The sequence below is a fragment of the Caulobacter sp. AVps16 genome, assembly GCF_058681455.1.
The window spans coordinates 3346913-3362022 of the sequence record NZ_CM178739.1 but is presented as its reverse complement, the minus strand read 5'-3'; the positions used below and the strand labels follow the sequence as shown (position 1 = coordinate 3362022).

The 15110-nt window shown below is 67.6% G+C and carries 11 protein-coding genes; 7 read left to right on the top strand and 4 right to left on the bottom strand.

The features are described 5' to 3' along the window. Window positions 1–413: 413 nt before the first annotated feature. From ACW17U_RS16160 to ACW17U_RS16150, 3 genes are all read right to left on the bottom strand, one after another. Window positions 414–782 (bottom strand): hypothetical protein, encoded by a 369-nt coding sequence (locus ACW17U_RS16160; RefSeq protein WP_492053792.1) that lies wholly within the window; start codon window positions 780–782, stop codon window positions 414–416. A 100-nt stretch (window positions 783–882) separates the two neighbouring features. After that, the gene (locus ACW17U_RS16155) at window positions 883–1302 is read right to left on the bottom strand and encodes an SWIM zinc finger family protein (protein ID WP_492053790.1); all 420 of its coding nucleotides are present in this window, start codon (window positions 1300–1302) and stop codon (window positions 883–885) included. Beyond that, window positions 1302–1703, bottom strand: coding sequence for a metallopeptidase family protein (locus ACW17U_RS16150; protein ID WP_062142911.1), 402 nt, complete (start codon window positions 1701–1703; stop codon window positions 1302–1304). Before ACW17U_RS16150 ends, ACW17U_RS16155 begins: the two co-directional genes overlap by 1 nt. A gap of 169 nt (window positions 1704–1872) precedes the next feature. On the opposite strand from ACW17U_RS16150, the gene divL reads away from it, so the two are divergent. Continuing rightward, window positions 1873–4185, top strand: a complete 2313-nt coding sequence (gene divL / locus ACW17U_RS16145) for a cell cycle protein kinase DivL (protein WP_492053787.1) — start codon at window positions 1873–1875, stop codon at window positions 4183–4185. A 13-nt stretch (window positions 4186–4198) separates the two neighbouring features. Continuing rightward, window positions 4199–4558: a DUF1304 domain-containing protein gene (locus ACW17U_RS16140; RefSeq protein ID WP_062142917.1), complete on the top strand. Its 360-nt coding sequence runs from the start codon at window positions 4199–4201 to the stop codon at window positions 4556–4558. 98 nt (window positions 4559–4656) lie between these two features. Here ACW17U_RS16140 and ACW17U_RS16135 read toward each other — a convergent pair whose 3' ends face one another. Then, a complete protein-coding gene (locus ACW17U_RS16135; protein WP_492053785.1) occupies window positions 4657–6207 on the bottom strand; it encodes an ArnT family glycosyltransferase in 1551 nt (516 codons plus the stop codon). 205 nt (window positions 6208–6412) lie between these two features. Between ACW17U_RS16135 and ACW17U_RS16130 the strand changes: the two genes are divergently transcribed. From ACW17U_RS16130 to ACW17U_RS16110, 5 genes are all read left to right on the top strand, one after another. After that, window positions 6413–9820, top strand: coding sequence for a TonB-dependent receptor (locus ACW17U_RS16130; protein WP_492053783.1), 3408 nt, complete (start codon window positions 6413–6415; stop codon window positions 9818–9820). Window positions 9821–9968: 148 nt separating this feature from the next. Continuing rightward, window positions 9969–10970: an agmatine deiminase family protein gene (locus ACW17U_RS16125; RefSeq protein ID WP_492053780.1), complete on the top strand. Its 1002-nt coding sequence runs from the start codon at window positions 9969–9971 to the stop codon at window positions 10968–10970. Then, window positions 10967–11845, top strand: coding sequence for an N-carbamoylputrescine amidase (aguB, locus tag ACW17U_RS16120; RefSeq protein ID WP_492053778.1), 879 nt, complete (start codon window positions 10967–10969; stop codon window positions 11843–11845). Before ACW17U_RS16125 ends, aguB begins: the two co-directional genes overlap by 4 nt. Window positions 11846–11982: 137 nt before the next feature. Then, window positions 11983–14037, top strand: a complete 2055-nt coding sequence (locus ACW17U_RS16115; protein WP_492053776.1) for a TonB-dependent receptor — start codon at window positions 11983–11985, stop codon at window positions 14035–14037. 144 nt (window positions 14038–14181) lie between these two features. Further along, on the top strand, window positions 14182–14973 hold the full coding sequence (locus ACW17U_RS16110; protein WP_062142929.1) for a SapC family protein: 792 nt from the start codon (window positions 14182–14184) through the stop codon (window positions 14971–14973). The last annotated feature ends 137 nt before the right edge of the window (window positions 14974–15110 follow it).

The following is a 15110-nucleotide window of genomic DNA, read 5'->3' as shown; positions in this document are numbered from 1 at the left end:
AGTATCCCCCTGAAGCCCAGCCCCGCTCGATCACCCCCCGCCGCCGCAATGGTCGCTGGCCTTGCGCCCTTTCCTCGCGACGAGGTGGGTTGATTATGCGGCAGGTTTAGGGGCGTCGGACGGGCGCGGTGGTTGTTTTTGCAGGGTGTTGAATGGGCTGGGGTTTGTTCGGGAAGGCGCGAGGATAGAGGGCAGTCTTTCCCCGCACTTGCCCCCTACGGATCGCTTCGCGATCGTCTTCCCCCGGAGGGGGAAGATGTAGGGCGGCGATCTCGTCTTCCCCCCGCAGGGGGCGAGGACGACCGCGAAGCGGTCAGGAGGGGGCCAGCGGCGGTGGCCGGTCGGTCACCAGCCTCACCGCCAGGTCAGGGTCCGGCCCCGCACCTCATAAAACTCCCGCCAGTCCGGAAAGCTCAGACCCCGCCCCTGAAGGCGACCCGTACGCGGTTCGAAACGCCTTCCAGGTCGTCGGCATAGGCGAAGCCCAGGGCCAGGACGGCGACGATGGCACCCCAGATCGCCGCGTGGCGCAGATGCTGGGCGAGCTGCAGCCGGTCGCGAAAGCTGAACAGGCCGGAGCTGACCAGCACCAGCAGGCCCAGGCTGTAGATCACCGAACTCCAGTCCTCGGGCGTGCGCACGGCTTCGGGGAAGGCGCGGGTCATGGCGATGACGATGCCGATGATGGCGGCGATGAAGATCAGCCACAGGACAGGGCGGTCACGCTCCTCCTCGGGCTCCGGGGGATCTTCTGGCGCTGGGGCTTGGTCCGGCTTCGGCATGGGGACTTGCTCTCTGTCTGGTGGAGCCTGGCGCGTCAGGGGCAACACAATCGGAAATCAGAACCCCTGTGCAAGCGTCTGTCGGCGCAGCCGTGGGGTTTCAGTCGTCTCGGTGACCCTCAAGCCCCGCCAGCACATCCGGCCGCGATCGGGCCAGCTCGACCAGCCGCTCGATCAGGGCGTCCTGGGCTTCCAGGGCCAGGCCGTCGCGCAGGCGGGCCAGGCGGGCCTGTGCCTTCTGCAGGCCGGCCGCGTCCAGGCCATTGACGGCGGCCGCGACCCCGACCTGGTGCTTGCAGGCCCCAAACTTCTCGAAGGCCGGGCAGGTACAGGTACCCTCGGCGGGCGACCTGAGTTCGACGACATAGAGCGCGCCGCCCTGGACATGGGCGGTGACGATCTCGTCCTCGACGGCGATCAGGGCGACCGAGCCGTCCTGGGCCAGGTCAAGGCCGTTGGCAAACGCTCCCTCGCTTATCCGGTCGCGCAGGATCTCAAGGTCGAAGCGGGGCGGGCTCATCAGGCGTCATCCTCGATGCGGTGGATGTCGTCGTCGGACAGGCCGAAATGGTGGCCGATCTCGTGGACCAGAACGTGGCGGATCAGGTCGTCGAGGGCGACGTCGCCGCGTTCGCACCATTCGTCGAGGATCGGCCGGCGATAGAGGAAGACCATCGAGGGCTGGACACCGGAGTCCAGCACCGAGCGGCGCGACAGATCGACCCCCTGATAGAGGCCGGTCAGCTCGAACGGATCCTGGATGCCGAGACTGTCGAGCACCTCTTCGGTGGCGAAGTCCTCGATCCGGATCCCGACCTCGGCCGACAGGGCGGCGAACGGCTCGGGCAGGGCTGCCAGGGCGGCCTCGGCCAGGGCGGCGAATTGATCCAGCGAGGGCGCGAGGCGAGCGGTCCAGTCCATGGCTCTGACATAGGGTGATTGGCTGGTTTCGCCAGCCTCTGAAGGGATCCCGTCAATCGGGACCTGCGACAGCCGTGCCGGTCGCGCTCTGGTCACGGCCCGACTAATCTGTGATTCTGATTCGCAGTCCCGTCTCCGCGGGCTGACGGGGGCTTTAGCGACCGGCCTGATGACTTCGCATGAATTAATCCTCGCGGCGGCGGCCGGCGCGGTCTGTCTCGCCATCTGCGCGACGCTTTGGGCCCTGGCCCAGCGCCGCCGGTTCGAGGCCAGGCTCGCCCTGTTGCAGGGCCGACTGTCCAGCCTCGAGACCGGAGCCCTGGCGGCCCAGGCCTCGGCGGAAGCCTTCGACAGCGCCCTGATCTCGGTCGAGGACGGCCGCGCCGCCCTGATTGCCGGGGAGGACAGCCTGTCCGCCTGCGCCGCCGTCCTGGCCTGTGAGCCCCAGGCCCCGGCCGTGGTGGCCGCCCTGATCCTGGCCGATCCCGACCATGCCCTGCGCCTGCGCGGCCTGTTCGAGCGCGGCGAGCCCTGCGCCTTTGAGGCCCGCGGTACCGGCGGCTCGGTCCTGGTCGAGGGCCGGGCGGCGGGTGCCCTGGCCTGGCTGCGTCTGGCCGCCGGGGTGGCGGACGAGGCCGGCCTGCCCTCGGCGGCCCGTTTTGCCGCCTTTGTCGATGGCCTGGTCGAGCCGGCCTGGATCTCGAGCGCTGATGGCGCGCCGGTCTGGGGCAATGCCGCCTATCTGCGCGCCGTCGAGGCCCCGTCGGCAGCGACCGCCGCCCTGGCCGGCAAGACCTTCGACCGCGCCGCCGATGCCCTGGCCGCCGAGGCGGCCAGCTCGGGCGAGCGCCGCGAGGCCCTGCGCTGGGTCAATGTCGACGGTCGACGCCGGGCCTTCCGCGTCGCCGCCAAGTCGCTCGACGGCGGCGGGGTGGGGGTGTTCTGCAGCGACGTGACCGAGATCGAGGATGTCCGCGACGCCCTGCGAAAGCATGTCGAGGCCCATGACGAAACCCTGAACCACATTGCCGACGCCGTGGCGATCTTCAGCCAGACCCGGCGACTGGCCTTCCACAATACCGCCTTTGCCGAACTCTGGGGCCTGGAGCCGGCCTGGCTGGCCGACCGTCCGACCCATGGCGAGATCCTCGATCGCCTGCGTCAGCGTCGCCGTCTGCCCGAGACCATCGACTATGCCCGCTGGAAGGCCGACGAACTGGCCCACTACGAGGATCTCGGGCCCCAGGCCGACGACCTGTGGGGCCTGCCCGATGGCCGGACCCTGAAACTGGTGCGCCAGCCCCACCCGCTGGGCGGCATGCTGCTGCTCTATTCCGACATCACCGGCGAGCTGAAGCTGAAGGCCCAGTACAATGCCCTGATCCAGGTGCAGCAGGCGACGCTCGACAAGCTGAACGACGCCGTGGCCGTGTTCGGGTCGGACGGCCGGCTGCGCCTGCACAATGACGCCTTCGAGAGCTTCTGGAATGTCAGCGCCCAGGCCCTGGAGGCGGCGGTCGATTTCGAGGGCGTGGTCGATCTCTGCGTGCCGCGCCTGCACGACCTGTCCTTCTGGCGCGAGCTGAAGGGCCGGGTGGCCGATCCTGATCCGCAGATGCGGGCCCCGACCTCGGGCGAAGTGCGGACCTCGGACGGCCGCATCGTGCTCTATCAGTCGCGTCCCCTGCCGGACGGCGCGACCCTGATCGGCTTTACTGACGTCACCGACACCCGCGACCTGCAAAGCGCGCTCGCTGACCGCTCCGCGGCCTTGGCCGAGGCCGAGCGCCTGAAGCGCGACTTCGTCGGCAATGTGTCCTACGAGCTGCGGACCCCGCTGACGACGATCATCGGCTATTCGGAGCTGCTCGAGCGGGCGGACGGCCTGCATGAGCGGGGCCGCAACCATGTGGCCGCCGTCCGCGCCGCCGCCACCCAGCTGGCCCGCTCGATCGACGACGTGCTGGACATGGCCCAGATCGATGCCGGGGAAATGGCTCTCGAGATCCAGGACATCCGCGTTATGGACCTGCTGGTCGAGGCTCGCGAGCGCGCCACCAAGGACGCCACCCTCGGCGGGGTCACCCTGAACATTGCCTGCGACGAGGATGTCGGCCTGATCCGCGGTGACCTGAAGCGTCTGTCCCAGACCCTGGACCATCTGGTCGAGAACGCCCTGCGCCAGACCCCGCCGGACGGCATTGTCACCCTCTCGGCCCGCCGGGCCCTGGGCGAGGTGCGGCTGGACGTCAAGGATACCGGCCGCGGCGTGCCGTTCCATGTCCAGGCCCACATCTTCGACCGCTTCGTCGGGCGCGATCGTGGCGGCCCGGGCCTGGGCCTGGCCCTGGTCAAGGCCCTGGTCGAGCTGCACGGCGGCTGGGTGGCGCTGGAGAGCGAGCCGGGCACCGGCTCGACCTTCACCTGTCACCTGCCCGAGACCCAGCAGCCGGGTGCCATGCAGCCGGAACTGTCCTTCTAGACGAGGTCACCCCATGCCACTCGCCGCTGACATCGCCGCCGGCCTCGTCCTGGTGATCCACGTCTATATTGTGCTGCTGGAGACCGTGCTGTTCGACAGCCGCGGCAAGCGGGCGTTCGGCCTGACCGACGAGGCGGCCGCCGTGCTCAAGCCGGCCCTGTCGAACCAGGGCTGCTACAACGGCTTCCTGGTCGCGGCCCTGGCCATCGGCCTCTTCTATCCCGACCCGGTGACCGCCTCGGCCTTCAAGACCTTTGGTCTGGTCTGTGTGACCATTGCCGGGGTCTGGGGCGCTCTGACGGTGAAGAAGTCGATCCTCTTCATCCAGACGGTGCCGGCGGTCGTGGCCCTGGTCCTGGGCTATCTGGCCTGAGGGGCAGGCCTCAAGCCCAGTCCAACATTAAGCACCGTCATTCCCGCCACAAGGGCGGGAATGACGGGAGAAAGAAGAGGGGCGGCCGTCGATACCGCTTACCGCTCACCCTTCGGCTTCGGCGGCAGGCCAGTGACCGGGTCGCGGGGCAGGGGGCGGAAGTCCTCGGCCACGAACAGGTCCATGCGCCGCACATGCTTGCGATCGAGGCGGACGCGGACGATCTCCAGGCCTGAGGTGCGGCCGAAATCCTGCTCGATCTCGGGCCGGTAGTCGCCCTCGAGGCTGGCGATCAGGGCGCGGCGGCCGAACGCGGGGTTCAGCGGGGCCTCGGTCTCGGCCTGGTTCTGCGGCCGGGCCTCATGCACCCACATTTTCAAAGGCGGGGCCCCTGGGACCCGGAAATAGTCACGGCCATAATAGGCGGTGACATTGAACAGGAAGCGGTCGTCCATGGCGATGCTGGTCAGGCCGCCGGCGGCCTGTTCCTCGCGGGCCCGGGCGATGATGGCCTTGGCGCCCTGTTCCCAGCCGCGCACCCGCTTGAAGCTGTTGGCTGCGCCCAGACTGTCGGCGAGACGCGGATTGACCATGCAGGCCATGAAGAGGGCGCAGAAGCCGGTCTGCAGGACCAGGGCGGCGACCAGCCAGCGGCGGGCGTTCCAGCGCAGCAGCCAGGCCGCCGCCAGCACCGAACCGGCCAGATAGGCGACTCCGGCCCAGTTGGCATTGGCGCGCGACACGAAGGCCTGGGCCGTCACGGTCAGCAGGGGCGGCGCGGCCAGGCACAGCAGCAGCAGGTCGGCGGGCTGCAGCCTGCGCTTGACGCCCAGCCAGATCGCTCCGCCGGTCAGGACCGCGAACGGCACCGGACCGAAGACGGCAAACTGCGAGACCAGGAATTCAATCAGCTCACGGATGTTAAACAGCTGGGCCGCATTCCAGTTGGCATTGGAGGCGGTGTGCTCGAGCGTCGCGAACCGGTGTGCCAGGTTCCAGGCGAGGTTGGGCGCAAAGACCACGGCGAGGGCGGCGAGGGCGGCCAGGGCCATCGGCCAGGTCCAGACCTTGCGGGCCCCGGGCGAGGTGGCCAGATGCAGGGCTAGGCCGACCAGGACATAGATGGCGGCATATTTCGACAGGAAGGCCAGGCCGAGGGCCGCGCCGAGCGCTGCCGCGACCGCCAGTCGCCGCCGGCCCTCCAGGGCGGGCAGGCTGACATAGGCCCAGATCGTCAGGGACAGGAACAGCAGCAGGGGGGCGTCGGTGGTGATCACGCCCGAGGACAGCTGGATCGCCGGCATCAGGGCATAGAGGGCCGCCGCCACAAGGCCGGTCCAGCCGCCATAGAGCCGGTCGGCGATGCGGCTGATGACCAGTGCGGTGCCGGCGTGCAGGAACAGGGCCGAGATCCGCACCCAGGCCTCGGAGTCCCCGCCGATGGCGGTGGTGGCCCAGATCAGCCAGGCGATCATCGGCGGCTTGGAGAAATAGCCGAAATCCAGGCTGCGCGACCACAGCCAGTACTGGGCCTCGTCCGGATAGAGCTCGAAGGGCGTGGCGAACAGGGCGGCCAGCCGCAGGATCGTCAGCACGCCCACCAAACAGAGGGTTAGCCGCCAGGCCCGGGCGCTGTCCGTTGGGGTCATGACGTCAGGCACCACGCTGCGATCTCCGGCACAAGTAAGAAAACCCTGACCAAATGTGTTGCAATGGCGCCGATGGCGGACGGTTTCTCGTCACCCGTTGCGATTCCGTCACCAAACCTTCGAAAAGCGAGTCTAAGGAAGCCGCTAACATGGGGCGTGATGTTTCTCTTGTGTGTCGAGAGCGCGCCAGAATCAGGGGATTGCAATGATTTCGATGAAAAGGCTCGCCGGTGGGGCAGCCCTTACCGTGCTCGCGCTCGCTGCGTCCAGCGCGGTCTATGCTCAGGAAACGACGGCCGCTGTTCGCGGTTCGGTGACGGGTGATGGCGGCGTGCCGGTGGCCGGCGCCACGGTCTCGATCCTGCACACGCCGTCGGGCACGCGCTCGACCACGGTTTCCAGCGCCAACGGCACCTATGACGCCCGCGGCCTGCGCGTCGGCGGTCCCTACGAAATCACCGTCCAGGCCGCCGGCCTGGAAGGCAAGAAGGTCACGGACATCTATCTGTCCCTGGCCGACACCCAGCGCGTCGACATCGACCTGGGCTCCACGGCTGTTGAAGCCGTCGTGGTCACGGCCTCGGCCGCCGGCAACACCGAAGCCGGTCCCAAGACCGTCCTGAACCGCGACTCGATCGAAGCCGTTGTCTCTATCAACCGCGACGTCCGCGACCTGGCTCGCCGCGACATCCTGGTCTCGCAGAACGTCCGTGGCGACGGCGGCATCTCGATCGCCGGCTCGAACCCGCGCACCAACCGCATCACCATTGACGGCGTCGCCGCCCAGGACCCCTACGGTCTGGAAACCGGCGGTCTCCCCACCGCCCGCGGCCCGATCTCGCTGGACGCCGTTGAGCAGTTCAGCATCGCCGCCGTCCCGACCGATGTCGAGAACGGCTCGTTCACGGGCGGCGCCCTGAACATCGTCCTGCGTTCGGGTGGCAATGATTTCCACGGCAGCGCCTTCATCAACTATCTGAACGAAGGCCTGATCGGTCGTAACATCGGCAGCCTGCGCGTCACGCCGCTGATCAGCCAGAAGAACTACGGCGGCTTCCTGTCGGGCCCGATCTGGAAGGACAAGCTGTTCTTCGCCGGCTCGTACGAAAAGTACCAAACCCTTGACGTCACCGGCACCGGTCCGGCCGGCGCGGGCTTCGCGAACTCGTTCGCCAACGGCCTGACCCAGGCCACGATCGATCAGGTCGTCGGCATCTACAACAGCAACTACAGCAGCAAGTTCGCGCCCGGCTCGATCCTGCGCTCGACCCCGGTCACCGACGAGAAGTACTCGGCCAAGATCGACTGGAACATCAACGACCAGCACCGCGCCAGCCTCAGCTATCGCCGCGCCGAGTCGCTGTTCACCTCGCGGACCGACCTGGGCACCACCACCGCCGCCCTCGACTCGCACTGGTACGACGCGACCTATCTCGACGAAGGCACCACCCTTGAGATCAACTCGGACTGGACCGACCGTCTGTCGACGACCGTCCGCGCCACCTATCGCGACTGGGTCAAGGGTCAGGATCCCAAGAGCGGTCAGAACTATTCGGACGTGACCATCTGTGCGGCTCCGAACGCTGATACCGCCCCGACCAACTCGACGATCACCAGTTGCGCCAGCGGCTTCTCGTCGGTGCGCTTCGGACCGGACGCCTTCCGTCACGCCAACCGCCTGGACATCCAGGAAGCGGTGTTCCAGGGCACGGCGACCTATTCGCTGAACGATCACGTCTTCAAGTTCGGCTACCAGGGCTCGAAGAAGGAAGTGTTCAACGTGTTCGTGCCGAACTCGCGCGGCACCTACTACTTCGACTCGATCGCCGACTTTGCCGCCGGCCGCGCCAGCTCGCTGACCTACAGCAACTCGGTCACCGGCAATGCGGTCGATGCCGCCGCTGACTTCAAGTACTGGCAGCACTCGCTGTACGGCCAGGACTCGATCGACGTCACCGACGACATCAAGGTCACGGCGGGCTTCCGCTTCGACTGGATCGACATGAAGGACGTTCCGGCGACCAACCCGAACTTCACGGCGCGTAACGGCTTCACCAACACCACGACCCTGGACGGCCTGAGCATCCTGATGCCGCGCCTCTCGGCGACCTGGCGCGTGACCGACACCCTGAAGCTGAACGCGGGCTTCGGTCTGTTCTCGGGCGGCCAGCCTGAAGTGCTGTTCGCCACGCCGTTCTACAACAACGGCTACGAGATCGCCGGCACCACCATCCGTCGCTGCATCACCGCCGCGTCGAACTGCACCGGCGCCAACGGTTATCTGGAATCCTCGACCTCGTCGGCGGTCACCCCGGGCTTCAACGCCGCTGTCGGCGCCGCGGCCCTGGACAACCTGCGCACCTTCTCGGGCTTCGGCTACGAGATCCCGACCATCGTGAGGTCGTTCCAGGAAGGCAAGCTGGCCGGTACCCCGGGCATCAACCCTGCCAACGAAGTCATCGCCCTGAACCCGGCCTTCCAGCTGCCGGCCGAATGGAAGCTGTACTTCGGCGGCAACTGGGAAGTGTATGACGGCTGGAACCTCGACGTTCAGTACGTGGCCACCCAGGCCCAGGACGCCGTGACCTTCGTCGACACCCGCGCCCAGCCGCTGGTGATCAACGGCCAGCGCGCCCTGACCCCGGACGGTCGTCCGCGCTATGACGGTCTGACCCTGTCGGCCGCCGCGCGTGCCGCCCAGGGCGTCTCGTCGGCCAACCCCGGCGACAACCGCGACCTGATCACCAACAATATCGACAAGGGTCAGGCCTTCACCTTCGGCGTCGGCCTGTCGAAGTCCTTCGACTTCGGTCTGGACCTGGGCCTCGGCTATGCCCGTCAGAACATCGACGAGTCCAATGCCGGCCTGCGCTTCGGCACGACCGCCGGCTCGCTGTACAACAGCGTTCCGGCCGGCCTGGATCCGGCTCGCGACGCCTATGGCACCGCCCTGGAAGAGATCAAGGACCGCTACAAGCTGGAAGCCGGCTACCGGAAGAAGTTCTTCGGCGACAACGAGACCCGCATCTCGCTGTTTGCTGAGCGCACCTCGGGTCGCCCCTTCGGCTTCACCATGGGTGACGCCGCTTCGGGCCGCAGCCAGGTGTTCGGCGTGAACCGCGCCGCCCAGCTGCTGTACGTGCCGGACATCAAGGCCGACACCAACACCGCTGACCTGCAGATCGGCAACGTCTTCTTCATCGACGCCGCAAACCGCGACCGGTTCATCGGTTATGTGAACCAGTTCGGCCTCAAGCCGGGCATCCTTGAGAAGTATTCGAACACCAACAAGGACATCAACCGCGTCGACCTGCAGCTGAGCCAGGAACTGCCGACCCTGATCGACGGCCACAAGCTGAAGGTCCAGTTCGACATCCGCAACCTGCTGAACCTGATCGATCGCGACTGGGGCAAGGTCGAGGAATACGGCGATGCCACCACCCTGGCTCGCGCAGCCTGCGTGAGCGCGACGGGCACCGCCCTGGCCGCCACCGCGACCGCCACCTGCCCGGCCTATGTCTACTCGCTGGTTCCGACCTCGATCACGAAGACCCGTGGCGATGTCAAAAACTCGCTGTGGACCATGCAGATCTCGCTGCGTTACGAGTTCTAACGAACCCGTCATCGCGACGAACAGGAAGGGCGGCCCCGCAACGGGCCGCCCTTTTTGTTTTGTCGCAGGGATTTGCTAGAACCCCCGCTTGACCCCCGGCCCGCCAGGGGCCATCTGCGCCACCCCTCATGATCCAGGCCTTCGACACATGACCCCGACTGTTCCCGCCGAATGGGCACCGCACCGCGCGATGTGGGTGGGCTTTCCCAGCCATGCCGAGGTCTGGAAGGACGACCTGCCCGTCGCCCAACAGGAAGTGGCCGATCTGGCCCGTGCCCTGGCCGGCCCCGGCGGAGAGCGCGTGCGGCTGATGGTGGCGGGCGACGAGGCCGAGGCCGCCGCCCGCGCCCTGCTGTCCGACACCGCCGTCGAGATCGTGCGCGGCGTGTTTGGCGATATCTGGCTGCGCGATACGGGCCCGATCTTCATCGAGACCGCCGAAGGGCCGGTGGCCGCCGGCTTCGAATTCAACGGCTGGGGCGGCAAGTATGAAATGGAGGGCGACGAGATCGTCGCCGAGCAGATCGCGGCCGCCTCCGGCACCCCCCTGACCCGCAACGGCTTTGTGCTCGAAGGCGGCTCGCTGGACCACGACGGTCTGGGCACCGTGCTCAGCACCCGCCAGTGCCTGCTGAACGAGAACCGCAACGGCGATTTCGACGAGGCCAAGGCCTTTGCCGCGCTGTCGAAGGCCCTGGGCGTCAAGAAGGTGCTGTGGCTGGGCGATGGCCTGCTGAACGACCATACAGACGGCCATATCGACAACCTGGCCCGCTTCGTCGCCCCGGGCGTCGTGGCCTGTCCGATGGCCTTCGGGACCGATGACCCCAATGCCGAGGTCTATGCCGACACCGCCCGTCTGCTGGCCGGCATGACCGACAGCCGCGGCTCGCCCCTGCAGGTGGTCCGCGTCCCGTCTCCGGGCCGCATCCTCAACGAGGACGGCGAGATCGTGCCGGCCTCGCACATGAACTTCCTGATCGCCAATGAGGCGGTGATCGTGCCGGTCTATGCCGAGGAGTCCGGGGCCTTCGCCGTCGAGGTGATCCAGGGCCTGTTCCCCGAGCGCGAGGTCATCGGCCTGCCGTCGACCGCCATCCTGACTGGGGGCGGATCCTTCCACTGCATCAGCCAGCAGGAGCCCGCATGACCCGGACCCTGAACGTCGCCGCGATCCAGACCTCTTACGGGATGGATCTGCAGGCCAATATCAAGAAGACCGAGGCCTTCATCCGTCAGGCCGCCGCCGGCGGCGCGCAGGTGATCCTGCCCTCCGAGCTGTTCCAGGGCCCCTATTTCTGCGTCACCCAGGAAGAAAGGTGGTTCGCGGAAGCCCATCCGTGGCGTGAGCATCCGGTGGTCAAGGCCATTGCGCCCCTGGCCGGCGAGCTGGGCGTGGTGATCCCGATCTCGATCTTCGAGCGCGAAGGCCCGCACTATTTCAATAGCGTGGTCATGGCTGACGCCGACGGCTCGATGCTGGGCCTCTATCGCAAGAGCCACATCCCCGACGGCCCCGGCTATCAGGAAAAGTACTATTTCCGGCCCGGCGACACCGGCTTCAAGGTCTGGGACACCCGCTTTGGCCGCCTCGGCGTCGGCATCTGCTGGGACCAGTGGTACCCGGAAGCCGCCCGGGCCATGGCCCTGATGGGGGCCGAGGCCCTGTTCTATCCGACCGCGATCGGCAGCGAACCGCATGACCCGACGCTGAACACCACCCTGCCGTGGCAGAGGGCCATGCAGGGCCATGCGGTCAGCAATGTGATCCCGGTGATCGGGGCCAACCGCATCGGTTTCGAGCCCTGGGACAACTATCCCAATGGCGGCCAGCTGTTCTACGGCTCCAGCTTCATCGCCGACCATCGCGGCGACCTGGTCAGTGAGCTGGGCCGGGACGAGGAGGGGCTGGTGGCGGCCTCGTTCGACCTCGACTACCTGCAGACCCACCGCGCGGCCTGGGGTTTCTTTCGCGACCGTCGTTCGGACCTCTATTCGGCCCTGGCCAGCCCGCGCCCGGCCTGACGGGCGGCCTGCCCGGCTTTCAGGCAAGGTGAGGCCGTTGAGCCGGAGCGTCAGTGGACGCTTGACGAGTCGATATGTTATTTCATAACACTTCGCCATTCCGATCGCCGTCGCTGGTCGGAAGCCTGGAGTTTATGATGTCCCGCCGCGCCTGCCTGTCCGCCGTCAGCCTTGTGGCCCTGAGCCTCGCCACCACCGCCCAGGCCTGGGCTGCCCCGGCTGCCCCGGCTGCCCCGGCTGCGCCGGCTGCGCCCCCTGCAGCTGTCGAGGCGGACTCCGAGGTTTCGAAGGTCGTGGTCACCGCCGCCCCCTATGCGGTGTCGGCCGACAACCTGACGGCCAGCGTGGCCATTGTTGACCGCACCGATCTGGACCTGGCCCCGCCCACCGGCCTGGGCGACCTGCTCAGCGGCATGCCGGGCGTCCGCTCGACCGCCTTCGGGGCCGGTGCGAGCCGCCCGGTCGTGCGCGGCCTGGCCGGGCCCCGCGTCCAGGTCCTGACCAATGGCGTCGGCCAGATCGATGCCAGCGCCCTGTCGCCCGACCACCAGGTGGCCACCGATCCGGGCGAGGCCGAGCGTATCGAGGTGCTGCGCGGCCCGGCGGCCCTGGCCTATGGCGGCTCGGCCATCGGCGGGGTGATCAATATCATCGACGACCGCATCGCCAGCCGCGCCCCGGAAGGCGGCTATAGCGGCCGGCTTCTGGCCTCCGGCGCGACCGGCGATGACAGCTATGCCGTCTCCAGTGCCATCCACGCGGCGGTCGGGCCCCTGGTCCTGACCCTGGACGGCCTGAAGCGCCAGGCCGACGACTATGAGATCCCGGTCTATGCGGAATCGCGCCGCCTGCTGGCCGCCGAAGGCGAAACCGCCGAGGGCGGTGGCGGCAAGCTGGCCAATACGGCTGTCGAGCTCGAAGCGATCGGGGCCGGCGTCTCCTATATCGGCGCTGACGGCTTCATCGGGGTTTCGGTCAAGACCACCGACACGACCTATGGCGTCCCCGGCCACGCCCACGAGGACGGCGGAGAAGACCCTGTCACCATCGGCCTGACCCAGACCCGCATCGACCTGCGCGGCGAGTATGACAAGGCCTTCGGTCCGTTCGCCAAGCTGCGCCTCTCGGCCGGCCATGCCGACTATGAGCACACCGAGTTCGAGGGCAAGGCGGTCGGCACCAAGTTCATGTCCGACGGCTATGAGGGTCGGCTGGAGCTGGTCCAGGCCGAGCGCGGTGGCTGGAAGGGCGCGGTCGGCGTCCAGGCCCTGCGCCGCAACTTCGACGCCCAGGGCGACGAGGCCTATGTGCCCAAGACCAGGATCACCGAATTTGGCGCCTTCACCCAGCAACGGGTCGAGAAGGCCGGCTGGGGTTATGAGGGCGGGCTGCGGATCGACTATCGCGAGCTCGACAGCCTGAAGGGCCAGGCCGATTTCACCAACCTCTCCGGCTCGGTCGGCGTCTTTGCCCGTCCGTCCGACGCGGTGTTCTTCGGCATCGCCCTGTCGCGCAACAGCCGGGCCCCGACCGAGGCCGAGCTCTTTGCCGAGGGCCCGCATGCGGCGACGCGCGGCTTCGAGATCGGCGATCCCAAGCTGAGCGAGGAGGTCGCCTGGTCGGTCGAGGCCACGGCCCACTATAGCGGCGAGCGCCTGAGCGCCGACCTGCACCTGTTCACCGCCCGCTATGACGGCTTCATCGACCTGCGCCCGACCGGCGATGAGGAAGACGGCCTGGCGGTCTATCGCAATGTCCAGACCAAGGCCGACTTCCGGGGCTTCGAGGTCGAGACCAGCTACAAGGCCTGGCACAAGGACGACCAGAGCCTGACCCTGGAGGCCTCCGGCGACTTCGTGCGCGGGGCCACCGATCTGGGCCCGCCGGCCCGCATCCCGTCCTATGCTCTGAGCGGCCGTGCGGTCTATGAGGCCCGCTACTGGTCCGCCCGCTTCGAGGCCCGCCGGGTCGGCGAGCAGGACCGGGTCGCCCAGGGCGAACTGGCAACCGACGGCTATACGACCCTGAACGCCTCCGTGGCCTGGAAGCCACTGGGCGACGGCCAGCTGCGCCTCTTCCTCGACGGCCACAACCTGACCGATGAGGAGATCCGCGAGCACGCCTCGTTCCTCAAGGATCTGGCCCCGTCGGCTGGGCGCACGGTCCGCGCGGGCCTGGCCTGGCGGTTCTAGGCTCGCCCGGCAGTGGAATGGACGGGGGCGCTTATCCCCGTTCTGGACGGGTCGATTGCCGGGCTGGCCGGGATCGGCTAGAAGCGCCCAGCCCTCTACGGCCGCTCGCGCGACCGTCCTTTCAGCTTTTTTGTAGAGCTATCAATGGAATCGACTCAGTCCGCCGGCGGCATCACCGGCAACGTTCTGTTCTACGTCTCGCCTGAGCCGCTGAACCGCGAGCAACATGCCAAGCTGGCCCTCGTCCATAACGACAAGCCCTATGGCTTCGCCAAGACCGGAACGGCCGTGCCGCTGACCGTCACCGAGTTCGCCCCGGCCGCCCTGTCCTTCCCGGTGATCTTCGCCGGCGAGGACCGCGTTCCCCTGGCCGTGATGGGCCTGAACAACGGCGAGAACCTGTTCGTCAATGCCGACGGCTCGATCGATCCGGGCGTCTATATCCCGGCCTATATCCGCCGCTATCCGTTCGTGCTGGCCAATGACGAGTCCCAGGACCGTCTGATCGTCTGCATCGACAAGGGCTCCAGCCTGCTGTCGGACACCGGCGACACCGCCCTGTTCGACGACAAGGGCGAGCCCACCGAATACACCCAGAACTGCATCAAGTTCTGCGACGACTTCGAAGCCGAACGCCGCCGCACCGACTCCTTCGTGCAGCTGCTGAAGGACAACGACCTGTTCGAGCTGAAGTCGGCCATCTTCACCCCGACCGACGAAGCCGGCCAGCCGGGCCAGCCCCAGACCGTCGCCGAATATTACGGCGTCTCGGAAGAGAAGCTGAACGCCCTGCCGGTCGAGAAGCTGAAGGAACTGCAGGCCAATGGCGCCCTGGCCCAGATCTATGCGCACCTGGTGTCGCTGGTCGGCTGGGACCGCCTGATCGCCGTCGCCATGGTCCGCCAGGCGGCCGCGGCTGGCGTGGTCGTCAACTAAGCAAGCTTCCTACGGGAGGTTCGAGACCAAGGGCGGCGAGGCTTCGGCTTCGCCGCCTTTTTTCTTGGGCAGGGCTAGCTCGCTCCCCAGCCGTCCCCGCTGGGCGCCGAGCGCCTGGGGATAGGCGACGTAGCCGG

Excerpts from the sequence above, each read along its gene's own strand:
- ACW17U_RS16135 (WP_492053785.1), bottom strand. The coding sequence starts at position 6,207 with ATGACCCCAACGGACAGCGCCCGGGCCTGGCGGCTAACCCTCTGTTTG.
- aguB (WP_492053778.1), top strand. The coding sequence starts at position 10,967 with ATGACCCGGACCCTGAACGTCGCCGCGATCCAGACCTCTTACGGGATG.
- ACW17U_RS16130 (WP_492053783.1), top strand. The coding sequence starts at position 6,413 with ATGATTTCGATGAAAAGGCTCGCCGGTGGGGCAGCCCTTACCGTGCTC.
- ACW17U_RS16150 (WP_062142911.1), bottom strand. The coding sequence starts at position 1,703 with ATGGACTGGACCGCTCGCCTCGCGCCCTCGCTGGATCAATTCGCCGCC.
- ACW17U_RS16155 (WP_492053790.1), bottom strand. The coding sequence starts at position 1,302 with ATGAGCCCGCCCCGCTTCGACCTTGAGATCCTGCGCGACCGGATAAGC.
- ACW17U_RS16140 (WP_062142917.1), top strand. The coding sequence starts at position 4,199 with ATGCCACTCGCCGCTGACATCGCCGCCGGCCTCGTCCTGGTGATCCAC.
- ACW17U_RS16160 (WP_492053792.1), bottom strand. The coding sequence starts at position 782 with ATGCCGAAGCCGGACCAAGCCCCAGCGCCAGAAGATCCCCCGGAGCCC.
- divL (WP_492053787.1), top strand. The coding sequence starts at position 1,873 with ATGACTTCGCATGAATTAATCCTCGCGGCGGCGGCCGGCGCGGTCTGT.
- ACW17U_RS16115 (WP_492053776.1), top strand. The coding sequence starts at position 11,983 with ATGTCCCGCCGCGCCTGCCTGTCCGCCGTCAGCCTTGTGGCCCTGAGC.
- ACW17U_RS16125 (WP_492053780.1), top strand. The coding sequence starts at position 9,969 with ATGACCCCGACTGTTCCCGCCGAATGGGCACCGCACCGCGCGATGTGG.
- ACW17U_RS16110 (WP_062142929.1), top strand. The coding sequence starts at position 14,182 with ATGGAATCGACTCAGTCCGCCGGCGGCATCACCGGCAACGTTCTGTTC.